At 38.9% G+C, this 22,807-nt stretch carries 21 protein-coding genes; 12 read left to right on the plus strand and 9 right to left on the minus strand.

Annotation, left to right across the window (positions count from 1 at the left end):
- Window positions 1–4: 4 nt before the first annotated feature.
- Window positions 5–898, minus strand: coding sequence for a LysR family transcriptional regulator (locus IM793_RS15220; RefSeq protein WP_193422767.1), 894 nt, complete (start codon window positions 896–898; stop codon window positions 5–7).
- Window positions 899–974: 76 nt separating this feature from the next.
- Between IM793_RS15220 and hutH the strand changes: the two genes are divergently transcribed.
- Window positions 975–2,507, plus strand: coding sequence for a histidine ammonia-lyase (gene hutH / locus IM793_RS15225; RefSeq protein WP_193422769.1), 1,533 nt, complete (start codon window positions 975–977; stop codon window positions 2,505–2,507).
- A gap of 18 nt (window positions 2,508–2,525) precedes the next feature.
- Window positions 2,526–4,532 (plus strand): urocanate hydratase, encoded by a 2,007-nt coding sequence (locus IM793_RS15230; protein WP_193422771.1) that lies wholly within the window; start codon window positions 2,526–2,528, stop codon window positions 4,530–4,532.
- Between the two features lie 521 nt (window positions 4,533–5,053).
- Here the strand turns inward: IM793_RS15230 and IM793_RS15235 are convergent.
- Window positions 5,054–7,549 (minus strand): PAS domain S-box protein, encoded by a 2,496-nt coding sequence (locus IM793_RS15235; RefSeq protein ID WP_193422773.1) that lies wholly within the window; start codon window positions 7,547–7,549, stop codon window positions 5,054–5,056.
- A gap of 89 nt (window positions 7,550–7,638) precedes the next feature.
- Window positions 7,639–8,541 carry a LysR family transcriptional regulator gene (locus IM793_RS15240; RefSeq protein WP_193422775.1) on the minus strand — a complete coding sequence of 301 codons (903 nt, stop codon included), beginning with the start codon at window positions 8,539–8,541 and terminating at the stop codon, window positions 7,639–7,641.
- A gap of 99 nt (window positions 8,542–8,640) precedes the next feature.
- On the opposite strand from IM793_RS15240, the gene IM793_RS15245 reads away from it, so the two are divergent.
- Together IM793_RS15245 and IM793_RS15250 are read left to right on the plus strand one after the other, a co-directional pair.
- On the plus strand, window positions 8,641–9,270 hold the full coding sequence (locus IM793_RS15245) for an NAD(P)H-dependent oxidoreductase (protein WP_193422777.1): 630 nt from the start codon (window positions 8,641–8,643) through the stop codon (window positions 9,268–9,270).
- Complete coding sequence (locus tag IM793_RS15250; RefSeq protein ID WP_193422779.1) at window positions 9,242–9,526, plus strand: putative quinol monooxygenase; 285 nt, start codon at window positions 9,242–9,244, stop codon at window positions 9,524–9,526. Before IM793_RS15245 ends, IM793_RS15250 begins: the two co-directional genes overlap by 29 nt.
- Here IM793_RS15250 and IM793_RS15255 read toward each other — a convergent pair.
- Genes IM793_RS15255 through IM793_RS15265 form a run of 3 tightly spaced genes read right to left on the minus strand, consistent with a single transcriptional unit; the run spans window position 9,523 to window position 12,618 of the window.
- Window positions 9,523–10,377: a DMT family transporter gene (locus tag IM793_RS15255; RefSeq protein WP_193422781.1), complete on the minus strand. Its 855-nt coding sequence runs from the start codon at window positions 10,375–10,377 to the stop codon at window positions 9,523–9,525. The two genes, IM793_RS15250 and IM793_RS15255, sit on opposite strands and share 4 nt — an antisense overlap.
- A gap of 55 nt (window positions 10,378–10,432) precedes the next feature.
- Complete coding sequence (locus IM793_RS15260) at window positions 10,433–11,128, minus strand: response regulator transcription factor (protein WP_193422783.1); 696 nt, start codon at window positions 11,126–11,128, stop codon at window positions 10,433–10,435.
- Window positions 11,116–12,618: a sensor histidine kinase KdpD gene (locus IM793_RS15265; RefSeq protein WP_193422785.1), complete on the minus strand. Its 1,503-nt coding sequence runs from the start codon at window positions 12,616–12,618 to the stop codon at window positions 11,116–11,118. Before IM793_RS15265 ends, IM793_RS15260 begins: the two co-directional genes overlap by 13 nt.
- Before the next feature lie 117 nt (window positions 12,619–12,735).
- Here IM793_RS15265 and IM793_RS15270 point away from each other — a divergent pair, with 117 nt between their 5' ends.
- A complete protein-coding gene (locus IM793_RS15270) occupies window positions 12,736–13,935 on the plus strand; it encodes a redoxin domain-containing protein (protein ID WP_193422788.1) in 1,200 nt (399 codons plus the stop codon).
- 37 nt (window positions 13,936–13,972) lie between these two features.
- Here the strand turns inward: IM793_RS15270 and IM793_RS15275 are convergent, their stop codons facing one another.
- Window positions 13,973–14,320, minus strand: coding sequence for a hypothetical protein (locus IM793_RS15275; RefSeq protein WP_121284503.1), 348 nt, complete (start codon window positions 14,318–14,320; stop codon window positions 13,973–13,975).
- Window positions 14,321–14,438: 118 nt separating this feature from the next.
- Between IM793_RS15275 and IM793_RS15280 the strand changes: the two genes are divergently transcribed.
- On the plus strand, window positions 14,439–14,969 hold the full coding sequence (locus tag IM793_RS15280) for a superoxide dismutase family protein (RefSeq protein WP_193422789.1): 531 nt from the start codon (window positions 14,439–14,441) through the stop codon (window positions 14,967–14,969).
- Window positions 14,970–15,080: 111 nt separating this feature from the next.
- Window positions 15,081–15,614: a biopolymer transporter ExbD gene (locus IM793_RS15285; protein WP_193422791.1), complete on the plus strand. Its 534-nt coding sequence runs from the start codon at window positions 15,081–15,083 to the stop codon at window positions 15,612–15,614.
- Window positions 15,615–16,496: 882 nt separating this feature from the next.
- Here the strand turns inward: IM793_RS15285 and metK are convergent.
- Window positions 16,497–17,747 carry a methionine adenosyltransferase gene (gene metK, locus IM793_RS15290; RefSeq protein WP_138819454.1) on the minus strand — a complete coding sequence of 417 codons (1,251 nt, stop codon included), beginning with the start codon at window positions 17,745–17,747 and terminating at the stop codon, window positions 16,497–16,499.
- 223 nt (window positions 17,748–17,970) lie between these two features.
- Here metK and IM793_RS15295 point away from each other — a divergent pair, with 223 nt between their 5' ends.
- From IM793_RS15295 to hisS, 5 genes are all read left to right on the plus strand, one after another.
- The gene (locus IM793_RS15295) at window positions 17,971–18,852 is read left to right on the plus strand and encodes a diacylglycerol kinase family protein (protein WP_227256268.1); all 882 of its coding nucleotides are present in this window, start codon (window positions 17,971–17,973) and stop codon (window positions 18,850–18,852) included.
- Window positions 18,853–18,988: 136 nt separating this feature from the next.
- Window positions 18,989–19,339, plus strand: a complete 351-nt coding sequence (locus IM793_RS15300; RefSeq protein WP_090504011.1) for a translation initiation factor — start codon at window positions 18,989–18,991, stop codon at window positions 19,337–19,339.
- Between the two features lie 223 nt (window positions 19,340–19,562).
- Window positions 19,563–19,763: a hypothetical protein gene (locus IM793_RS15305; RefSeq protein ID WP_132399541.1), complete on the plus strand. Its 201-nt coding sequence runs from the start codon at window positions 19,563–19,565 to the stop codon at window positions 19,761–19,763.
- Window positions 19,753–20,370 carry a LytTR family DNA-binding domain-containing protein gene (locus IM793_RS15310; protein ID WP_193422796.1) on the plus strand — a complete coding sequence of 206 codons (618 nt, stop codon included), beginning with the start codon at window positions 19,753–19,755 and terminating at the stop codon, window positions 20,368–20,370. Before IM793_RS15305 ends, IM793_RS15310 begins: the two co-directional genes overlap by 11 nt.
- A 73-nt stretch (window positions 20,371–20,443) precedes the next feature.
- The gene (gene hisS, locus IM793_RS15315; RefSeq protein ID WP_193422798.1) at window positions 20,444–21,835 is read left to right on the plus strand and encodes a histidine--tRNA ligase; all 1,392 of its coding nucleotides are present in this window, start codon (window positions 20,444–20,446) and stop codon (window positions 21,833–21,835) included.
- A 121-nt stretch (window positions 21,836–21,956) separates the two neighbouring features.
- On the opposite strand, the gene IM793_RS15320 is transcribed toward hisS, so the two are convergent.
- The gene (locus IM793_RS15320) at window positions 21,957–22,688 is read right to left on the minus strand and encodes a class I SAM-dependent methyltransferase (protein WP_193422800.1); all 732 of its coding nucleotides are present in this window, start codon (window positions 22,686–22,688) and stop codon (window positions 21,957–21,959) included.
- Window positions 22,689–22,807: the final 119 nt, after the last annotated feature.

The following is a 22,807-nucleotide window of genomic DNA, read 5'->3' on the forward strand; positions in this document are numbered from 1 at the left end:
AAATTCAAACTTTATCTTTCAATAGCATTTTAATTACATTTTTTAATGCCGGGTTCCGGTTAGATTCTTTCCAGATCATATATAGCTCTGTTCTTTGTGGAATATGTTTAAGCTCCACAAACTTCACATTTTCCTGATAGCCATATTGCAGGGCAGTAGGCACTATGGCAATACCCAAACCTTCTTCTACCAGTTTATAAATGGTAAGCGCATTAACTGATTTGTGGTAGGTTTTGGGTTTAAAACCGTGATCTTCGCAAATACTCATCATCAGGTCGTAATAGAATGGACTGTCATCGCTTGAGAAAAAAATGAAAGGCTCGTCACCCAATTTTTTTACCGCTTCGAAACTTGCTTTTTCCATTGGATGACTTTTAGGCAATACCAGCGAAAAGGTATCCTGATGAATCATGTGTTTAGAAATACCTGGTTTAAACTGCTGCATCCGCACAAAACCCATGTCGAGCATGTCTTTTTCCAGTAATTCGATCTGTAGTTTATTGGGCATTTCATCCAGATTGGTCCTGATCTCCGGAAAATCTTTGTTCAGTTTGAAAATAACCTCCGGTACAATTTTTTGAGCGGCAGAACCTAAAAAACCGATGCGAAGTTCGCCTTGTTTGCCTTCTGTAATATTGGTCAGCTGTTTTTTAATATTCTCGATATGACTGAACAGAAAATCTACCTCATCTTTAAGGTAGAGGCCAGCTTCGGTAAGTGTTACTTTTTTCTTGTTCCGATCAAAAAGGGGTGCGTTAAAAATTTCTTCCATCTGTTTAATCTGCCGGCTTAAGCCCGGTTGCGAAATAAACAGGCGGTCGGCAGCCTTTCTAAACTTTAGTTCTTCTGCCAAAACCTGAAAATATTTTAAATGCCTAAGCTCTATTTGATAACTCATGGTTATTACATGATGATGTAATTGGTATTTATAGGTATCAAATATAGGGCTTATTTTTGTTTAAAACCTTTATGATATGAGTGAGCAACAGATTTTTAATTACGGAACAGACCATTTAACCGCTAAACTGGCTTTGGCCATCAGCAAGGGTGAAGTGAAAGGCATATTAAGCGAAAGCACAAGATCGAAAGTACTCGAAAGCAGCAAGGTGGTAGAGCGTATTGCAATTTCTGGCAAGGCTGTTTATGGCATCAATACGGGTTTCGGACCACTTTGTACCTCCATGATTTCGGCAGTTGATACCCGGAAGTTACAGGAAAATATTTTAAAGAGTCATGCTGTTGGCGTAGGCGAACCGATAGATAGTGAAATATCAAAACTGATGTTGGTTTTAAAACTGCAGGCTTTAGCTCAGGGCTACTCGGGCATTAAAATCGAAACACTTGACCGGATGATCTGGTTTTTAGAAACCGGTGCCACTCCTGTTGTGCCTAAACAAGGTTCTGTTGGTGCCTCTGGCGATCTTGCACCACTTTCTCATCTCTTTTTGCCTTTAATTGGCTTGGGTAAGGTGCATTATAAAGGCGAAATTATTGCCACAGCTCAACTTTTAACAGCACATGAGATACAGCCTTTGCAATTAGGCCCCAAAGAAGGTCTTGCTTTAATTAACGGAACGCAGTTTATTGCCGCGCATGCCGTTAAGGTAGTACAACGTTTAGAAAATGTGCTGAATTCTGCTGATATTATAGCAGCATTGATGATTGAAGGTTTGCAGGGTTCGAAAAAACCTTTTCATGCACAACTTCATCAACTAAGACCATACCCCGCAAATATTGCCGTGGCAGAACAGGTACGTAAGCTGTTGCGAGGTTCTGAAATCATGAAATCACATGCCGATTGTGCCAAAGTACAGGATCCTTACTCTTTAAGATGCATTCCGCAGGTGCATGGGGCTTCCAGAACGGCATGGATGCATTTAAAAGAAGCATTGGAAATTGAACTCAATTCAGTAACCGATAATCCTGTCATATTTAATGATGATCTAACCATCAGCGGAGGTAATTTTCACGGTCAGCCATTGGCTTTACCGCTTGATTATGCCTGTTTAGCCGCCTCAGAGATCGGAAACATCAGCGATCGTAGGATTTATCTTTCCCTGGAAGGAAATACGCCAGGCGTACCTAAACTCCTGATGAAAGAAACCGGATTAAATTCTGGTTTTATGATTGTTCAATATACCTCGGCAGCTTTGGCCAGCGAAAATAAAGGACTTTGTTTCCCGGCCAGTGCCGATAGTATTCCAACCTCGCTTGGTCAGGAAGATCATGTAAGCATGGGTTCCATCAGTGGTCGTAAAGCCTTACAGGTAATCGAAAACGTAGAAAAAATCCTTGGTATCGAATTGTTCTGTGCTGCACAGGCCGTTGATTATCATCATCCATTAAAGCCAGGAAAAATATTGGCTGCGGTACACGATTTTGTGCGTACTGAAATCGATCATTTTGAAGAAGATCAAATCATGTACGACAGGATGGAAAATGCGATACAAATGGTACAACATGGTAAAATTGTTGCCGCTGCAATCAAGGCAGGACAGGATTTATAAGAGTTAAAATTACAGGAAATGGATTTTAAAGCACAGCTATTGGCAGGTATTCCTTCGGTTTTACCCGCAAAAAAAATAAGAAATGCGCAATTGAGCCATGCGCCGGTAAGGAGAGCGGTGTTAAATGCTGCGGAAAAAAAACTGAGCATTAAAAATGCGCTGCGTTATTTCCCCGAAGCATGGCACCAGGAGCTTGCGCAAGAGTTTTTAAGTGAACTGGAAAACTATGGACACATTTACATGTACCGTTTTATGCCCGATTATGCCATTTATGCACGGCCAATAAGCGAGTATCCTTGTCGTACAGCACATGCTGCTGCCATTATGCTCATGATCCAGAATAATCTGGACCCGGCCATAGCACAACACCCAGAAGAACTGATTACTTATGGTGGCAATGGCAGTGTATTCCAAAATTGGGCGCAATATTTACTCACCATGCAATATCTCGCCACAATGACCGATCAGCAAACGCTGAATATTTACAGTGGACATCCGCAGGGATTATTTCCTTCCAGTACTGCAGCACCCAGGGTAGTGGTTACTAATGGCATGATGATACCGAATTATTCTTCGCCTGAGGATCTTGAAAAATTTAATGCCTTAGGGGTAACTCAATATGGGCAGATGACCGCCGGTTCGTATATGTATATCGGACCTCAGGGGATTGTTCATGGTACGGCAATTACTTTAATGAATGCTTTCCGTAAAAAAGGCTTTTATGGAAAAGATACTGCCGGTAAAATTTTCCTTACAGCCGGACTAGGTGGAATGAGTGGAGCGCAAACCAAAGCTGGTAACATTGTGGGTTGCATCACGGTATGTGCAGAGGTAAACCCAAAGGCAGCAACCAAAAGGCATCAGCAAGGTTGGGTGGATGAGCTGATTGATAATTTGGATGAGCTGGTGAAAAGGGTTCTATTGGCTCAACATGAAAAACAAGCAGTCTCATTAGCTTACATTGGTAATGTGGTAGATGTTTGGGAACGATTTGATCAGGAAAATATTGAAGTAGCGATTGGTTCTGACCAAACTTCGCTTCATAATCCTTACTCTGGTGGCTATTATCCCGCAGGTTTAAGTTTTGAAGAAGCCAATGAAATGATGGCCAATGCAGCTGATCAATTTAGAATTAACGTTCAGGATTCGCTAAAAAGACATGCCGCCAGCGTTAACAAACATACTGCTAAGGGAACCTACTTTTTTGATTATGGAAATGCCTTTTTACTGGAATGCAGCAGGGCAGATGCCGATGTAATGGCGCCTAATGGAATAGATTTTAGGTATCCATCTTATGTAGAAGATATTTTGGGCCCTTTATGTTTCGATTATGGTTTCGGTCCCTTTAGGTGGGTTTGTGCCTCGGGCGATGAAAAGGATCTCGATTTAACCGATCGCTTGGCAAAAGAAGTAATGGAAGAAATCAAACTGAGTGCACCCTCAGAAATACAGCAACAGTTACAGGACAACATCAACTGGATTACAGCAGCAAAAGAAAACAGGCTGGTGGTGGGTTCAAAAGCCCGTATTTTATATGCTGATGCTGAAGGTCGTGCAAAAATCGCACTGCGATTTAATGAAGCCATTAAAACCGGCGAATTATTAGCTCCTGTAATTTTAGGCAGGGATCATCACGATGTAAGCGGAACGGATTCGCCTTTTAGGGAAACGAGCAATATTTACGATGGAAGCAGGTTTACCGCCGATATGGCCATCCATAACGTGATTGGTGATAGTTTTAGGGGTGCAACCTGGGTTTCGATCCACAACGGCGGTGGCGTAGGCTGGGGCGAAGTGATAAACGGTGGTTTTGGAATGGTGCTTGATGGAACCGAACAAGCTGCAGAAAAATTGCAGAACATGCTTTTTTATGATGTAAACAATGGTATTGCCCGAAGAAGCTGGGCCCGTAATAAGGAAGCTCGTTTTGCCATTGAACGCGAAATGGAACGCACGGGTACTTTAAAAATTACATTGCCCAACTTAGTTGATGAAGAACTATTGAATGGCTTGGGAATAGGGTAGGCTTTTACGATATAGGCTTTTGTTGTCATTCTGAACGCAGTGAAGAATCTTTCATTCTTAGAGAGAAAGATTCTTCGTTTCACTCAGAATGACAAATTTTAAAAAATCGCAGTCATTTCGACCGAAGCGCAGCGAAATGGAGAAATCTTTTAATATAGTTCAAAGATTTCTCCACTGCGGTCGAAATGACGCCCCTTGTATATCTGTCATCAACGCTCCGATGTATTTGAAAAATTTAACCTCTACCATTGACAGAATCTATCAGTACGTCGTCATTCCCGCGCAGGCGGGAATCTTAAAGCGTTTGCATTACGATTCCCAATCAAGTTGGGAATGACGATTCCTCGCAGCCTATAGTTCCCTAAAAAATCTGTCATTTATATTGATTTTTATACAATAAATTATCCTCAGAATAACAAAAAAATATAGGTACAGGTTCTGTAACGACCATTTTTTCAGAAAAAAACTTAACTCAATCTGCGAAGAACTTAGTAATCTTTGCGGTAAAAAACTGTGATAAATTACCTCAAAGGCAAAGTAAAATGAAACACAGAGCCTTTACCTTCTTCACTTTCAGCCCATATCCTGCCACCATGCCGCTCAATAATTTCGGCGCTTAAATAAAGTCCAATACCGAAGCCCGAGATTGTATGATTGCCCTGAACGCGGTAATAACGTTCAAAAAGCTTGTCAATATCTTCAGGTTTTATGCCTATTCCCTCATCTTTAATCTGAATTTCAACCTCAGCATCAAGCAGTTTGCAGGTTATTTCGATGCGCGTTCCATTATCGGAGTATTTTATTCCGTTACTGATCAGGTTAGAAATCACATTCCCAATTTTATCCCGATCGGCGTTAATGTTAACCTCGCAGGTTGGATTTAATATAATTTGATGCGAAGATTGTGAGATATAAGTTTCTTCAATGGTTTCTTTCAACAACTCATCTAAGTTAAAGTTGATTTTTTCGATAAGCAGCTTACCAGATTCCAAACGTGATACATTTAAAAAACCATTGATCATGGTGCTCATTTTTCTGATCTGGCTATGTGTTTTTTCCAGAGCGATCATTTCATAATTGTCCTGATCTTTTTTAGCCTTGCGCTGCAAAACCTGAACAAAGCCATTAATGGCTGTTAATGGCGTTTTTAATTCATGACTGACCATTCCGATGAAATCATTTTTTCGAAGTTCATCTAGTTTTTGCTCCGTAATATCAATAAAAAGACCCGAATATTCTGTCGCATTACCATGCTGATCTACAAATACCCGCCCGGTTGCTCTGACCCATTTTTCTTCGCCGGTGATTAAATTATTTATTGGAAATTCATTATCACTTGAAGAGTGGCTGTTTAATGCATTTGTTAAAGATGCATTCAGTATATCATGATAATCGAGATTGATCGCGCTCATGATGACGTCCATTTTAGCAGGCTCATCAAGTGGCAAGCCGAGTAAATTTTTAACAAATCCCGATACGGTAATTTCGAGTGTTTTTGGGTCGATGCTCCAGGTACCCATTCTGCCGGTATCAATGGCCTGAAGTAGCCTTTCTTCACTATCGGCCAGCTTTTTGGTGTATTGGATCAGGTCTTCATGGGTTTGGGCGAGTTCTTCGTTGGTAGTGGCCAATTCCTCATTTGCTGCCGCCATTTCGATGTTGATATCCTGAAGCTCTTCCTGATAAAGTTTTCGATCTGTAATATCCGGACTTACCGTAGCAATCGCGGTTATTTTATCTTTTTCCTGATCTTTTATGGCAAAACCGTTCCATTCGATCCAAAACGGATTTCCTGTCTTTTTGTTCCAGAAGCGGATTTCCTGTTTGAAATTGATGCCCTGCAAAACCCCGGGTAAAAGTTGTTGGGCGGCGGGCCTGTCTGCAGGGAAAACACAGTCTGTTATCTTTCGGTTCGTGAGATTAGTCCAACCTAATTTCCTTAATGCTGCAGGGTTCAAATATTGGATAGACATATCTAAACCGACTAAAGCAATAAACTCTGAACTGGCTTCGATGAGTTTATTTAAATTTAACCGTTCTAATTCGATTAATTTTCTTTCTGTAATATCAATACACGAACTGATATAACCGGCAAAAGATCCATCGGCGTGGAAACGTGGAGGGCCGCTCGCAAGCAACCATCGGTAATCACCTTTTTTAGTCAGGATTCTAAATTCGCCTTTAAATGGTTTTTTTTCTGCCAGTGCTGAAAGGTAAATGTTTAAGTACCTATCACGGTCTTCAGGGTGAATCAGGTCAGCCCAGCCAAAAGCAAGCAGGTTCTGCATTGATCTGCCGGTTAAGGTAATCCAGGGTTTATTAAAGTAAATCGCATTTCCCTGCTCATCACCAACGGCAATAAAAATATCAGTTCCTTCTGCCATGGTTTTAAAGCGTTTTTCGCTTTCCGACAGTTGGTTAAACCGTTCTACAACCCTTAATTCGAGTTCGTTATTTAAAACATGTAAAGTTTCTTGTGTTTCCTGCAATTCTTCATTCGTGGCCACCAGTTCTTCATTGGTAGATGCAAGTTCTTCTACTGTAGCCGCAAGCTCCTCGTTCAATACCTGTTCGCGCTGTAATGCTTCATCCTTTTCTTGCTCCCTTTCTACAGCCTCCTTCCTCAGTACACGCTCGCTTACATCAATCGCGGTATGTAAAATACAAATGGTCTTGCCTTCGGCGTTTTTTATGGCCCGATATTCAAAATCAAAATAAAAGGTCTTTAGTTCCCCGTCAATAATAATGTCGGCAGCGGTATCCTTTCCCGAAATCACAAGGCCTTCTAGCCAAACTTTTCTGAACATCTCAATAAAAGGTTGGCCTTTTAATTCAGGCAGGGCATCTTCAAGCGATTTCCCGATCACACGCCTGTCTTTACCCCAAATACGGAGCATCGCATCATTTGCGGCCTGTATAATGGCCGTTTCTCCAACATGAACAGCCGTTGCGGTATGGGTTTGATTAAAAACTTCTATTAGTTGATCATTACTTAAAAGCGGACTGGACTGACTCATTCTGGAATTTTACGACGTGATCTAAAATAATTATTTTACTTAAGGTTCAAAATAAAAACAGGCCTAATCAGGATTATTTTCAATAGAAACTATATACTAACCATAACCTCTTTAAAAAGGTTTTTGATTATGTGAATTTCTGATGCATACTGCGTATTTTTTCTACAACCAAAGTATAAAGTGTTGGTGAGCTTTGAGGTACCTTCCCAAATAACCTTTACTTTTTCTTCTTCAACTTCTTTTTTACAAAGAAAATCGGGGATAATTGCCAGGCCTTTTCCACCAGATAAGCAGCGGACAATTGAATTGAGATTAGGTACAATGTAGTTAGGGCGAAAATCGGCATGCTTGCCGAAGTTAAGCTGCCAGAAACGTAAAAGATGTTCCATATCGCCCGCCGTACCATACCATTTTTGTTTTTTTAACCAGGCCTCCATTCCTGCCAGATCGTTCTTTTTAACTAACGAATCAAAAGTTCGCCCGTCAGTTTCTATTCCACCTACTAAAACAATGGTTTCGGAAGAAAACGCTTCATGTTCAACATTTGGCGAGTTCCCTTTTTGTGGGGTAATAATGAGGTCTAAAATGCCTTTATCCAACTGATCGAGCATTTCGGGATATTCGCCAAAACGGATAATTACATTAAACGGAAGGGTAGAAATATATTGTTCGAGTGTAATCTGAAAAGTTTCGAAACACATGCCTACGCTAATGGTTGGGGTATGCTTCTCCGTACTTTTCTGGAAATGTTTTTCTGCATCCTCCAGTTTGGTCAAAGGCTCCACTATAAAATTATACAATACTTTTCCCTTTTCGGTAGGGATCATTTTCCTGCTGGTTCGCTCGAACAGCTTGTAGCCAACATAACTTTCTAAAGAACTTAAATGCAAACTTACCCCAGGTTGCGATATAAACAGATTTTCTGCTGCACCAGTTAAGGTTCCTGTTTTATAAATCGCCTTAAAACTCCTATACCATTCTAAATTAACCATAACTGATGTATTATAATTCTGATACAAAGCTATGAATTAACTTGTTTTAATAATAGATTAAGGCGCTGTAATTTTGTGTTATCAAATAGAAAAAACGAAATGACAAAAATATTCATTATTAACGGAGGACAAAAATTTGGTCATTCTGGTGGCAGGTTTAACGAGACAATAGCTAATGCAACAGTCGATTTTTTTACTTCAATGAAAGAATTTGAAGTAAAAACAACCAATATCAACCACGATTATAACCCCAGGGAAGAGGTCGAGAAATATGTTTGGGCGGATGTTGTAATTTACCATACCCCAATCTGGTGGTTCCAATTGCCACATGGATTTAAAAAATATATTGATGTGGTATTTACCGAAGGTCATAAAAAAGGAATTTATGTTAGCGATGGGCGTAAGGCTGATAATCCAACCAGAAATTATGGTACAGGTGGTATGTTGCACGGACGGAAATATATGGTAACATCATCATGGAATGCACCAAAAGAAGCTTTTACTTTACCTGGAGAATTCTTTATGGAAACTAGTGTGGATGAAGGTGTCTTGTTCGGTTTCCACAGAATGAATGCCTTTACCGGAATGGAACGAATAGATGGCATCCATTTTCATGATGTAGAAAAGAATGCAGATATTAGGAGTGCACTTAAATTATACCGGGAACATTTAACCCAAATTTTTTTAAATACAGAAGTATATGAGCATTTATTTAACAGCAATAGTTAAAGGCAAACAAGAAACCACAGCGGCATTAAGAACGATGTTGCTGGATATGGTGGTAAATTCCCGTAAGGAAGAAGCCTGCATTCAGTATGATCTGCACGAGTCGGGAGATGATCATACCTTTATTTTTCAGGAAGAGTGGAAAGATCAGGTAGGTTTAGATCTGCACAATAAGCAGCCGTATATTTTAGCCTTTGTAGCACAGGCTGATCAGTTGATAGATGATATTGTCATCTATAAAACAGAAAAACTGGCCTAATTATTTTTCGTGTGCCTGGCTGTTAATGAAGAGCCTGCTGAAGCAATTACAACAAAAGCCACGGCAAAACACTCTTTTAATGTAAGGTATTCTTGTAAAAAAACGAGTGCGGCTAATGAGGCCATAGCAGGTTCTAAACTCATTAAGATACTGAAAGTCCGGGCAGGAAGCTGCTTAAGGGCTCTCATTTCCAGGGTAAAGGGAATGGCACTTGATAGTAGCGCAAGTGCTGCTCCTAATCCTATTAATTTAGGGTTCAGCGTGCTTAAACCGCCACCATAAATACCAAAGGGTAAAATTACTATTGTAGCAAATAACATCCCGATAGCAACGGCATCACCACTTTTCATTATTTTTGAAATTCTACCGCCCAAAATAATATAGCCTGCCCAGAAAACGCCGGCCAAAAGTGCCAGCAGTACACCGGCTAAATTAAGTCCTTTGCCTGTCCATGGCGTAATCAATACAATACCGGTAGCAGCAAGTACCACCCACAGAAAATCAACAGGTTTCTTCGATCCAAAAATGGCAAGTCCTAAAGGTCCCACGAATTCTAATGTTACCCCTAAACCGATTGGAATTCTTGCTATGGCCATATAAAAAACCATATTCATTACCCCTAAACACACACCGTACAAGATCACATATTTCCATTGTTTAGCATTAAGTTTAAATAGGTTTGGTCTAAAGGCAATTAGTAAGATTACCGAAGATAAGCCGATCCGTAAAGATGCAGTTGCAGCAGCCCCAATTTGCGGAAAAAGCCCTTTTGCAATTGCCGCCCCACAATTTACACTGATAATGGATAGTAAAACAGCAGGTATTGGTGGAATATTGATTTTGCTTTTCATTAAGGGCACTCGTAAATTGAGGCGCAAAATTAGGGAATTATAATGTGGTAAAAGCTTAATAAACCAATTTATAGCCCTGCCCCCTGATATTCATAATGAAAATAGATGGATCATCCTTCAGATATTTCCTTAGTTTGGTGATAAACACATCGAGACTTCTGCCAGAGAAATAGTCATTGTTGCTCCAAAGTGCATTCAAAATTACATTACGCTCCAGCATGTTGTTTTTATTGAGCAAAAGCATTTGTAATATTTCAGCTTCGCGGGTGGTTAATGTTCTCTGACTATTCGCTGTAGTTAAAATGCCTTTTGGATAAAAAAAATGATAATTGCCTATTTTTATTGGCTGCTTTTCTTCATTTTCGGGCTTAAAAACAAGCCGGTTTTGACTTAATAATGCTTTTATCCTGATGGTGAGCTCTTCTATACTAAAAGGTTTTTTTAAATAGTCGTTGCCGCCACTTTCGAAACCCATTACCACATCGACAGGGAGCGCTTTCGATGTTAAAAATATAATCGGCGTTGCCATATCAAGCTGTCTCAATTGTTTTGCGATCGAGAAGCCATCGCCATCTGGTAGCATTACATCTAATATTAATATGTCGGGCTTTGATTTATGGTATTGGCTAATAGTTTCTTTAGCGGTTAAAGTATGTATCACTTCGAATCCTTTTAAGGCCAAAGTTTCCTTAACTATTTCGGCAAGTGCAGGCTCGTCTTCTACAAATAGAATTTTATTTAAAGTGGCCATCCCAAAGTGATTTTAGTTCCTTTACCGAGTTTACTTTCAATTTTATACCATCCATTGTGCAAATGCATGATCTGTTTCACATAATTTAACCCTAATCCATGTCCTTTTACCGGATGACTATTTCCGGTACTTACCCGATAGAATTTCTCGAACACGGCAGGAATGTCTTTCTCAGCTATTCCAATGCCATTGTCTTCAACCTGTATCGTTAGAAAATCCTCTTTCTTTTTAATGGTTACCTTGATCAGGGATTCTTCACCTGAATACTTTATTGCATTGTCTATGATGTTGCTTATGGCATGTTGAAACTGAGTAGAATCAACATGTATCTCATTTAGTTCACTCCTGTTTTGATAATCGATAGCAATTCTTTTCCCGGCTTTCATTTCATGCAGGTGTATGATTTCCATTATTTTATCACCGAAAAAGACTTTTTCCCTTAGTAAGGGAGATTTCCCATCCTCATAAATGGCGATATTTAAGACTTTATCAACCAAAATATTCAATCGTTCAATTTCATTTTTTGCATGGATCAGGTACCGGTTATATTTATCGTCATCGTTTCGGATGATGGGGTTGTTCAAGGCTTCAATGGCAACTGAGACGGTTGATATGGGTGTTTTAAATTCATGGGTAATATTGCTTATGAAATCGTTTTTAATGGTCGATAATCTTTTCTCCCAAAAAAGTCTTTTTAAAAGAATGATCATACAGCCTGATACTATAAGTATCATAGCGAACGAAGAAAACAGAAGCAAGGCCATTCTGGAAAGAATGTAAGCCGATGGACTTTTAAACATTGCTCTTACGTAGCGTTGATCATCGGTGAAACGGTAGGTTTGAAACGCCCTCGTAACAAAAGCATAATCAAGCTTTTTTATACTCTTATTATTGGTGCTGTCTACTTTTTTAACAATAAAGCGATAAGGTGTTTCAATGTTTCGGGCTTTTAAGTAAATGTTAAATGCAGGCCTTAAGCGAGTGGTGTCGAACTGGTATTTCTTGGTCTGTTCATCCATAAATAGGCCAAGCTTTTGTGTTCTATAATAAATGGTATGTGTTTCCAGATCTTCTTCTCTCATTAACATTGCAAGTTGGCCAGCAATATGTTTGCGCACACTGGTATCACTTTTGTTTTTTGGAAGGGCCTTACTATAATCTGATAAGCTAAATGACGATGAGAATTTATCTTTCTCATCACCCTTTGCACTAACCGTGTAGATATATTTTTTGTCTTTTTTATCAAATTTGGCACTAATCAAAAAAGCATTGGTATCTAAAAGCTTTTTTTCAATAATGTTCTGAATGGTATCGCAGCGTAAGTTGAGCTCTTTTTTTATTCCATCTTCGAAAGCAAGGTTAACTTCCTTTTCAAAATCTTTTAAAGTGGCTTTGTAATAGTTAACAATCCAATATACCTGCAACGATAAAAGTGCCACCATTACCGAAAAACAGATTGCAATTAAAATATTGGCACTTTTTCGCATCATCAAATGTATGTTAAATCTCTAAATCTAAATATTGCATTAACATAATATAACCTAAAATAACATATATGATAACTCAGTTTAAAGTGGTTTTTGCTCAGTTTTGGTAAAACAAAAATGATGAAAGCAATATTTTTTAATCTATTATTATCTGTATGTGTATCTGGTGCATGGGCACAGGGTATTCAGATCAAAGCCGGCGATCAATTTCCGGATATATTGATCAAAAACTTAATTAATTCGCCTGTCAGGTCCATTCAGCCTGGGCAAAAGCAGGATAAGATTTATATCTTAAACTTGTGGGGTACCTGGTGTAGTCCATGCATTCCTGAAATGGATACCCTGGCTAAACTACAGTCGCATAATCAGGCAAGCATTCAGGTCATCGGTATTTCTGACGAAAAGCCTTCAAGACTCCAAAATTACCTGATAAAAAAACCGTCGAAGGTTTGGCTCTGTAGTGATACCTCCGGATTTTTTTACAAGCTGTTTGCCTTTGCGTATGTAGGGCAGAGTGCAATTATAAATGCTAAGGGTAAAGTTGTGACCCTGGTTAGAAGTGATTCGATTGATCAACAAATGATCGATCGGTTAGTAAAAGGATTAGCAGTAAAATCTACAGCAGAATTTAAAGAGAAACCTGTAAATAACAACAGTGATATTTTTGCTGTTGATTCTACTTTGATCCACAGTTTTACGTTGCGCGGTTATATAAAAGGTCAGCATTCGGGCAGTATGCGGTATACCGATAAAAGTGCCTTCAATGGTCGTAGGATTACCTTTACCAATGCTTCGATGGCTTCCTTGTATAAAGATGCTTATGGTATCGTTTCTGAAAAACAATTGATTTACGAACTCCCCGAAAAAGAAGTTTCTGACTTTGATCACAAGGAAACACTCTATTCTTTAGACTTGCTGGTTAAGCCTGAACAAAAGGATAGTTTAATGGTTATCCTACAAAATAAACTTCTGGTATTACTTCCTGTAAAGGCTAGAATAGAATATCGGATGATGCCTGTTTATGTGCTGATCAATAAAAATTTTAACCAAAAAGAATCAAATGATGTAAAACTGAGTTATAGTTTTAGCGGGCAAGGTTACGATGGACAGGGTGCTACATTAGCCAACTTTGCCAACGATTATCTGAGTAATGAATTTAGTTTGCCCGTTGTAGACGAAACAGGTTTATCAAAACGATACAATATCAAAACTGATGTAGCGATGAGAAATAGAGAGGGTATGCTGAAATCTATTAATGATATCGGATTAGACTTAGTTAAACAGGATAAAAAAATGAAGGTTCTGGTTTTTTACAAATAGAAATGGCCCGGTTAACCGGGCCATCTTTAAAATTTTATTAACTGAATAATTCCTGCTCGTCTCTGTTTTCAGTTGGGATCTTTTTTAAGAAATCGTCAAAAGATGGCCCGTCGTTATCCGAATAGATGCCATAAGCGTCTAATATATATCCAATGTTTTTATCCTGATCTTCCAGAAGATACAATACAGAGTTATCCGCAGGATCTGAATCTCCTTCAAAACGGTATGTTTTGACAATCGTTAAATCTTCAGGTTTGTAAATTTTACCCAACGATTTACTTTGCATCTTACCGTGGTCAGACATTTTTAGTTCGTTATCTTTTCCTTTCAGCCTCAATTTCTCCAGAATTTGACTCAAAGTGTTCATTGCAGTTGGCTGTTCCATAGTTATACGATTTTATAATGATTAACAAGTGGTATTCGAAATGGTTTTACCTGCATCTGTTTTAGATCAAACTAAATGATTGTCAATGTGTTTATTATGTAAACTAAATTTTAATAAAATGAAAAAATATCTTTTAAGCGTAGCCATTGCGGGCCTTGCATTTTTAAGTGCCTGTACCAAAGCCGACAAAGAAATTGCCCAGGCAACATTAACCGAAACGGCTGATAATACCAAAACCATTGGAACAGCAAAATTTTACGAATTGAGCGATGGGAAAATTAAGATGGATATTGAGATGAATTTTGCTGCACGTGCTGATAGCAATGTTTCCGTCCACTTTCACGAGCATGGCGATTGCGGCAATATGGGCGAAAATACACATGGCCATTGGAATCCAACGAAGGAAGCACATGGAAAATGGGGATCTGCAGCTTACCACAGTGGCGATATCGGCAATATCATGTTAGATAGTAAAGGCCATGCCACACTTTCGGTTACTACCGATAGGTGGAGTATAAAAGATGGCGATATTAAAAATATTATCGGTCGTGGAATTATTGTACATGGCGGTACAGATGATTATACCACGCAACCTACAGGCAACTCCGGACCACGAGTGGGCTGTGGTGTTATTGAAGCAGTGAAATAATTTGTATTAAAATGATCGTCATTGCTAACCTTTCTAAAGCGGCTAAATTTTTAGCTGCTTTTTTTATGCAATTTGATCAAGGTTGTCATCATCATTAAAAACCTAATCATTATGGCAACTCTAAACGAATCTCAAAGCGGCAAGGCCGTAAAAGGAAGAACCAAAAAAGCAACACCAAAGGTAGATCTTACTGCAATGGTAGACCTGATGTTCTTATTAACTACATTTTTTATGCTAACCACAACGTTGAGCCAATTAAATGCTGCAGATATTGCTAAGCCAGATAAGACGGATATTAATATAACAGAAAATTATCCCGAATCGCGTACCATGACCATTGTACTGGGTAAAGATAATAAGGTAGTGTCTTATATGGGGACTATTGAAAAGGCCAATATGAAAGTGATCCCTATGGCAAGTCTCCAAAAGGAAATTGCTTCGAATAAGTTATTGGTTGCGGCTACCCATCAGAACAGTCCATCAAAGTATATGATCGTGATCATCAAACCGGGCAAAACAGCTAAGTTCCAAAATTTTGTAGATGCAGTTGATGAAATGAAAATTGCGGATATTAAATCTTATAGCATAGACGATGATCATTTCGCCGGGAAAGAGTTGTCGTTTATGAAAATGAATGGCATATAGATCACTGATTTTAAATAGATATAAAATGTTTAAGACTAAAGAATAAATTGAATATGATAAAGGTCAATTGATTTCTTTGTTTTTTGGAAAGCAATTGTAGTAAGTCTTTTTAATGTTAGTCCTGCTTTTTGCTTGTAGTCCCGATTAGAAAAAAATCGGGAGCTACCCGCGTCAATCAGGTTTATGTAGGTTAAGTTTTTGTAGCTATGTTAGGTTGAGCAAATGTGCCAGAAAAACTTACGAAGTTGGCCCCGGCTTGGGCTAAGCGAAACTTCGTAAGTTTGGCCTGTTAGCACCAAACCCAGGTTAACTAAACCTGACAGGAGCGAACACCGAACGCAGAGAGGTAAAGCGGATGGCAGGGCTTTCGGTGCCGATGGATGCAGAACCCTGTTTTTCAAAAAAATATCAATGATTTTTCTACTGTTTAGTGAGCCACCACACATGGAATAAGATTAGAAAAAAAACGGGAGCTATCCGCTTCAATCAGGTTTAGATAGGTTAGTTTTTTGCAACTAGGTTAGGTTGAGCAGGTGTGCCAGAAAAACTTACGAAGTTGGCCCTGGCTTGGGCTAAGCGAAACTTCGTAAGTTTGGCCTGTCAGCACCAAACCCGGGTTAACTAAACCTGATAGGAGCGGACACCGAACGCAGAGAGGTAAAGCGGATGGCAGGGCTTTCGGTGCCGATGGATGCAGAACCCTGTTTTTCAAAAAAATATCAATGATTTTTCTACTGTTTAGTGAGCCACCACACATGGTGGTGTTGGATGTTACCATCCGACACAGATTTTTACAGTCAGATGGTAACATCTGACTTCACGACAATAAAAAGGCGTTCTGCAATGCTGCAAAACGCCTTTCCTAAAAATTTATTCGACTGATTATATGCCGAAAGCAGCTTTAACCTGATCTACGTAATCTAATTTCTCCCAGGTAAACAAATCAACCGTAACCGTTTTTTCTTCACCGTTTGGTGTTCTGAAAGTTTTGGTAACCGTTTCTGGCGTACGGCCCATGTGCCCGTAAGCAGCAGTTTCGCTGTAAATTGGGTTTCTTAACTTTAAACGTTGCTCAATAAAATAAGGACGCATATCAAAAATTGATTCAACAATTTTAGCAATCTCGCCATCAGTTTTACCTACTTTACCCGTTCCGTAAGTATTGATGTAAATACCCATTGGTTTTGCAACACCGATAGCGTAAGATACCTGAACCAAAATTTCGTCAGCAATGCCGGCAGCCACTAAGTTTTTAGCGATGTGACGGGTAGCATAAGCCGCACTTCTATCTACTTTACTTGGATCTTTACCCGAGAAAGCGCCACCGCCGTGAGCACCTTTACCACCGTAAGTATCAACAATAATTTTTCTACCGGTCAAGCCAGTATCGCCATGCGGACCGCCAATTACAAATTTACCGGTTGGGTTAATGTGGTACTCAATTTTATCGTTAAATAAATGTGCGTAAGCCGGGTTGTTTTTGATGATTCTTGGAATCAGGATGTTTACCAGATCAGTTTTGATTTTAGCCAACATCGCAGCTTCTTCATCAAAATCATCATGCTGTGTAGAAATTACAATGGCATCGATACGAACGGGTTTATTGTTATCATCGTACTCTAAAGTTACCTGGCTTTTTGCATCCGGGCGTAAATAAGTGATTTCGTTATTTTCGCGGCGTAAAACAGCAAGTTCCTGTAATAATTTATGAGAAAGGTTTAATGCCAATGGCATGTAATCTTCAGTTTCGTTAGTTGCATAACCAAACATCATGCCTTGATCGCCTGCACCTTGTTCTTCCTTGCTGCTTCTATCTACACCCTGGTTAATGTCTTGCGACTGCTCATGGATGGCCGATAAAATACCGCAAGAGTTGGCTTCGAACATGTATTCACTTTTGGTGTAACCAATTTTCTTGATTACATCACGTGCAATCTGCTGTACATCTAAATATGTTTTAGACTTTACCTCACCTGCTAAAATAACCTGACCAGTAGTTACCAAAGTTTCGCAAGCTACTTTTGATTCTGGATCGAAAGCCAAAAAATTATCAATTAACGCATCCGAAATTTGATCGGCGATTTTATCTGGGTGACCTTCAGAAACAGATTCTGATGTAAATAAATATGACATTTATTAAATAATTAATTATGAGTAAACAAATTTATAATTGCCAAACCCCTTGGAAACAGGTGTTGAAATGATTGAAAGGAGGCATTAGCAATTTTTTTAAGTGGTTGCAATCCGGTCCCGTGGTATCGGGATAGCAAATCAATCCACTTTTTACTGTCGCAAAATTAGCATATTTTCTTTATTTCAAAAATTATAGATTATTTTGTGCACTCAATCTTACACTTTGCACACAAAGATCAATATCCTCTTTATCATAAACCCCATCTCTGGTGGGAGGGGAAAACTGCGTATCCCAGATTTTATCGACAAATACCTGGATAAAGAAAAGTTTAGCCCAAACTTCGTTTTTAGCGAATATGTGGGGCATGCCGGCGAACTGGCAGACGAAGCGTCTATCAAAAACTTTGACGTAATTATAGCTGCAGGTGGCGATGGTACCATAAATGAGGTAGCCACAAAAGTTTTAAAGCACAATAAAATTTTAGGGATTTTGCCGCTGGGATCAGGCAATGGACTTGCGCGTTTTTTAAGTATTTCCAAAAACTTAAGGTATGCGCTTTCTATTATCAATAATTTTAAGATTGATGAAATTGATACGGCCGAGTTTAACCAAAAATGTTTTTTTAATCTGGCAGGTATGGGATTTGATGCCCACCTGAGTTCTGTTTTTTCGAAAGACAAAAAACGCGGACTATCAGGTTATATAAAATTGGGCTTTAAGGAGGTTTTTAATTACAAACCGCAAACTTATCAGCTGGATATAGACGGTACAGCATATACCCGGAAAGCTTTTGCCATCAGTATTGCCAATTCATCGCAGTATGGAAACGATGTTTATATCGCACCAAATGCTTCGGTAAAGGACGGATTGCTGGATGTTTGCATTATCAAGCCCTTCCCGATAATAAAATTGCCTGTTTTGGGTTATGTAATGTTGAGGGGCAAAGCAGAAAGCTCTGATATGATTGAAATTATTAAAGGAAAAAATATTAAAATTATAAGAGAAGCGGCAGGAGCGGTGCATGTGGATGGAGAGCCTTTGCAAATGGGCGTTGAAATTGAAGCAGTTATTAATCCACTCTCGTTAAAAGTGATTGTTCCTTAGTTGAGTTTGGAGTTAAGCGTTTGGAGTTTGGAGCGAATTAATCTATTGATCGGCTTTAAGCCATGAACTATCAAACATTGACCAATAAACTAATGGCTAATGAACCCTCACACATCTCCCATATTACATTATAAGCATGAAACCAAAGAAAAACAGTTTAAGCGATCTTGGCGGAATTATGTATTCTACCAATCCCGAATTCGAATACGAAGAAGAAGTTGATGATACCGTTACCTCGCCGAACAACCAGCAGGATTTAAGGGTAATGCTTGATAAAAAGAACCGAGGCGGTAAAGCCGTAACGTTGATTACAGGTTTCAGGGGCCGCTCAGAAGATTTAGAAGTATTGGGCAAAATGCTGAAGACCAAATGTGGCGTAGGCGGTTCTGTTAAAGATGGTGAAATTATGATTCAGGGGGATGTTCGTGATAAAGTGATGGGTATTCTGCAAAAAGATGGCTATAAAGTGAAAAAGGCCGGGGGATAATAGAGAAGCTGTCATCCTGAGTGCAACGAAGGATCTTTTCTTGTTCATCGCGAGCATAAAAGATTACTTTCCCAAAAAGTCGGAATTTCTCTTCTCAATGACTAACCTCACAGAATACTAAGTGCCTTCCTACCAATCCTCATCAAAACCTAGCCAATCCTCAATATTGGTTTTTAAATGTATAGCGCATAATTACTTTCGTTAAACATTTAAATCAATCAACATGAAACGGTTATTATTTTTATTCTTTTTTGTTATTTCTTTTGGCTTACAGGTTACTTATGCTGGATTTTTGAATCTTGGCACTGCAGAAATAATCATGCTTTTGGTCGTAGGCTTTTTTACCTTAGCCTTTGTTGGAGTGGTTCTTTTTTTATGTTTATATTTAGCCAAACGCGTTAAAACCGCTAAACATGAGAAATAAAATAATCTTCGGATTTGCTTTTATAGTTACCTACAGCATTCAGGTTGCCCATGCGGAATTTTTAAATATGGGGAGTGCGGAGATCATTATGCTTTTAGTAGCAGGTATTATTTTTTTCGGTTTTTTTGGAGGTATTTTTATGTTGATCTATTTTTTGATCAGAAGGAACCGTACGCATCCCCAAATAATGCCAAATACCGTTGCCATAAATTTTGTACCTCCCACAGCATATCAAAATCCACCTGTGGATGAAAAGACGGATAAGAAAGAACCCATTAAGATAAATGCCAGGATTGCTTTGCCTCAACAGAACGAAATCAGGTACGTTAACACTAATGAAATTATAAGGTGCGAAGCGGATAACAATTATACCAACTTCTTTTTTAGCGGGGGAGATAAGCTGCTCATTTCAAAACCATTAAAAGAATATTCAGACCTACTTAAACCACAAGGTTTTGTTCGGGCGCACCAAAGTCATTTGGTAAATCCGAAATTTGTAAAAAGCTGGTTAAAAGAAGATGGTGGAACACTATTGATGGATAATGGAGATAAAATCCCTGTATCTAAACCCAATAGGGAAATGGTGAAAGAGGTGTTGGGGAAATGACTTTTCAAACCTCGCAGGTTTCTAAAACCTGCGAGGTTTACACATTACATTACATTTTTGTACTTTTGCGGCTATGTCAGTTATTAAACCCTCTTTAGCAAAAGGCACCCGCGATTTTACTCCGGTTGAAATGGTAAAACGCAACTTTATTTACGATACCATTAAAACGGTATTCAGGAAATATGGTTATGCTGAAATCCAGACGCCAAGTTTTGAAAATCTTTCTACCCTAACCGGGAAATATGGTGATGAAGGTGATAAACTGATTTTTAAAATTTTAAATAGCGGCGAATTTCTTAAAGACCCAAAAAAGAAATCGTTCGATTTTGCTGAAGAAGATAATAGCAATAAACTAATCCCCTTAATCTCTGAAAAAGCTTTACGTTACGATTTAACTGTACCTTTTGCACGTTATGTGGTAATGCACCAGCACGAAATCACCTTGCCTTTTAAACGTTTTCAGGTACAGCCCGTTTGGCGTGCCGATCGTCCTCAAAAAGGTAGATACCGCGAATTTTATCAGTGCGATGTGGATGTGGTGGGATCAGAAAGTTTACTGAATGAAGCTGAATTTATTTTAATTTACAATGAAGCCTTAAGCAAGTTGGGACTAAAAGATTTCAGCATAAAAATTAATAACCGGAAAATTTTATCGGGTATTGCTGAGATCATTGGTAAACCTGATTTAATTATTGATATGACGGTTGCTATCGATAAACTGGATAAAATCGGTTTAGATGGTGTAAGTAAAGAATTATTGGAACGTGGTTTTACCGAAACTGATTTGGAAAAACTGCGTCCGGTAATTTTATTGGAAGGTACCAATGAAGAAAAATTGGCCAGTCTGAAAGAAGTTTTAGCACAATCTGAAACCGGTTTAAAAGGTATTGCTGAAATAGAACAGGTTTTTGAATATGTAGAAAGCCTGATTGCTTATGGGTTGCCATTGATAGCCAAATTGGAGCTTGATATTACTTTGGCTCGTGGATTAAATTATTATACTGGCTGTATTTTCGAGGTTAAAACCAACGAAGTGGCCATGGGTAGTATTGGTGGCGGCGGCCGTTATGATGATTTAACAGGTATGTTCGGTTTAAAAGATTTAACCGGCGTGGGTGTTTCTTTTGGTGCCGACCGTATTTATGATGTATTGGAAGAACTTAACCTGTTCCCTGCCTCAGCAGAAGTTGGAACCAAAGTATTGATCAGTAATTTTGATGCGGAAGCCGAAAAATATGCCTTGCCAATCGTTCAACAGTTTAGAAATGCAGGGATTTCAGCAGAGTTATACCCAAGTTCGGCAAAACTGAAAAAACAAATGGCCTATGCCGATGCCAAGAATATCCCTTATGTAATATTAATCGGAGGCGATGAAATTGCTAGTGGCGAACTTACATTGAAAGATATGCAAAGCGGGGAACAGAAAAAGCTAACTGTTTTAGGTATACTGGAGTTGTTGAAATAGAAGTTTAATTAACCACAGAGATCGCTGAGTTTTCACAGAGTAAACGGAGGCTATTGGCTATCCCTAACTGAAACAACTCAGTGTGCTCTGTGCCTTTTCTCTGTTACCTCTGTGGTTAAATTCATCGTCCAACCCGCAATAAAATCGGGAAATGAACATCTTTCTCTGCATCGTCACCCCAGGCTTCTTTTAGTTCAGTAAACAGGTATTCCAAGGGATTGCGATCGTTGGCTTTTTTGTAATGTTGCAAGGATGACCAGGTATTTAAATAGCCAATTAACTGGTTAAAATTCCAGGTGGTTTTGATCTGAAAATGTGGTGCAATTATTTCTTCAAAAGGAAAAGGGATGGTTTTATAACCTTCTTCAATATAGCGGCGTTCACTATCCCAGTATTTGCCTAATATATCTTCATAAAGCTTATGGATAACTTTGTCTACTTTTTTATTGATAGACATAATGCCATAGCCAATTACCGCAAAAAGTCCATCTGGTTTTAATGTTCTTTTTACCTCTGCATAAAAGGCTTCGAAGTTAAACCAGTGGATGGCCTGCGCTACCGTAATCAGATCAAAACTATCATTACCAACCGATATTTGTTCTGCTGGCTCCACTTTGTAAGTGATATTTGGCAACTGTAAAGCATTTTTTAATTGATTTTCGCTAATGTCTGTTGCATAAACCGATCCGAAATGCTGAGCCAATACCCGAGCAACCTGGCCATTTCCTGTGGCACAATCCCAGGCAGTTTCCTTGTTTTTTAGCAGACTAAAAAGATAATCGTACAATTCCTGCGGATAAGTAGGACGATATATGGCGTAATCGGCAGATTGGGTAGAAAAGTTATCTTTCATTTTTATTAATGATTGAGTGTTGAATGGCGGAAGGATTAAATGGAATCGCAATGAAAATAACTCCGCTCTTTCTTTATAAAATTATTATATTTTTGATTAACAACTGGGGTTAATTTAAG

It is taken from the genome of Pedobacter sp. MR2016-19 (assembly GCF_014947265.1).
GTDB lineage: Bacteria > Bacteroidota > Bacteroidia > Sphingobacteriales > Sphingobacteriaceae > Pedobacter.

What these genes read in the sequence shown, in the direction of transcription:
- IM793_RS15220 (WP_193422767.1), bottom strand. Translation starts at nt 898, where the DNA reads ATGAGTTATCAAATAGAGCTTAGGCATTTAAAATATTTTCAGGTTTTG.
- hutH (WP_193422769.1), top strand. Translation starts at nt 975, where the DNA reads ATGAGTGAGCAACAGATTTTTAATTACGGAACAGACCATTTAACCGCT.
- IM793_RS15230 (WP_193422771.1), top strand. Translation starts at nt 2,526, where the DNA reads ATGGATTTTAAAGCACAGCTATTGGCAGGTATTCCTTCGGTTTTACCC.
- IM793_RS15235 (WP_193422773.1), bottom strand. Translation starts at nt 7,549, where the DNA reads ATGAGTCAGTCCAGTCCGCTTTTAAGTAATGATCAACTAATAGAAGTT.
- IM793_RS15240 (WP_193422775.1), bottom strand. Translation starts at nt 8,541, where the DNA reads ATGGTTAATTTAGAATGGTATAGGAGTTTTAAGGCGATTTATAAAACA.
- IM793_RS15245 (WP_193422777.1), top strand. Translation starts at nt 8,641, where the DNA reads ATGACAAAAATATTCATTATTAACGGAGGACAAAAATTTGGTCATTCT.
- IM793_RS15250 (WP_193422779.1), top strand. Translation starts at nt 9,242, where the DNA reads ATGAGCATTTATTTAACAGCAATAGTTAAAGGCAAACAAGAAACCACA.
- IM793_RS15255 (WP_193422781.1), bottom strand. Translation starts at nt 10,377, where the DNA reads ATGAAAAGCAAAATCAATATTCCACCAATACCTGCTGTTTTACTATCC.
- IM793_RS15260 (WP_193422783.1), bottom strand. Translation starts at nt 11,128, where the DNA reads ATGGCCACTTTAAATAAAATTCTATTTGTAGAAGACGAGCCTGCACTT.
- IM793_RS15265 (WP_193422785.1), bottom strand. Translation starts at nt 12,618, where the DNA reads ATGATGCGAAAAAGTGCCAATATTTTAATTGCAATCTGTTTTTCGGTA.
- IM793_RS15270 (WP_193422788.1), top strand. Translation starts at nt 12,736, where the DNA reads ATGAAAGCAATATTTTTTAATCTATTATTATCTGTATGTGTATCTGGT.
- IM793_RS15275 (WP_121284503.1), bottom strand. Translation starts at nt 14,320, where the DNA reads ATGGAACAGCCAACTGCAATGAACACTTTGAGTCAAATTCTGGAGAAA.
- IM793_RS15280 (WP_193422789.1), top strand. Translation starts at nt 14,439, where the DNA reads ATGAAAAAATATCTTTTAAGCGTAGCCATTGCGGGCCTTGCATTTTTA.
- IM793_RS15285 (WP_193422791.1), top strand. Translation starts at nt 15,081, where the DNA reads ATGGCAACTCTAAACGAATCTCAAAGCGGCAAGGCCGTAAAAGGAAGA.
- metK (WP_138819454.1), bottom strand. Translation starts at nt 17,747, where the DNA reads ATGTCATATTTATTTACATCAGAATCTGTTTCTGAAGGTCACCCAGAT.
- IM793_RS15300 (WP_090504011.1), top strand. Translation starts at nt 18,989, where the DNA reads ATGAAACCAAAGAAAAACAGTTTAAGCGATCTTGGCGGAATTATGTAT.
- IM793_RS15305 (WP_132399541.1), top strand. Translation starts at nt 19,563, where the DNA reads ATGAAACGGTTATTATTTTTATTCTTTTTTGTTATTTCTTTTGGCTTA.
- IM793_RS15310 (WP_193422796.1), top strand. Translation starts at nt 19,753, where the DNA reads ATGAGAAATAAAATAATCTTCGGATTTGCTTTTATAGTTACCTACAGC.
- hisS (WP_193422798.1), top strand. Translation starts at nt 20,444, where the DNA reads ATGTCAGTTATTAAACCCTCTTTAGCAAAAGGCACCCGCGATTTTACT.
- IM793_RS15320 (WP_193422800.1), bottom strand. Translation starts at nt 22,688, where the DNA reads ATGAAAGATAACTTTTCTACCCAATCTGCCGATTACGCCATATATCGT.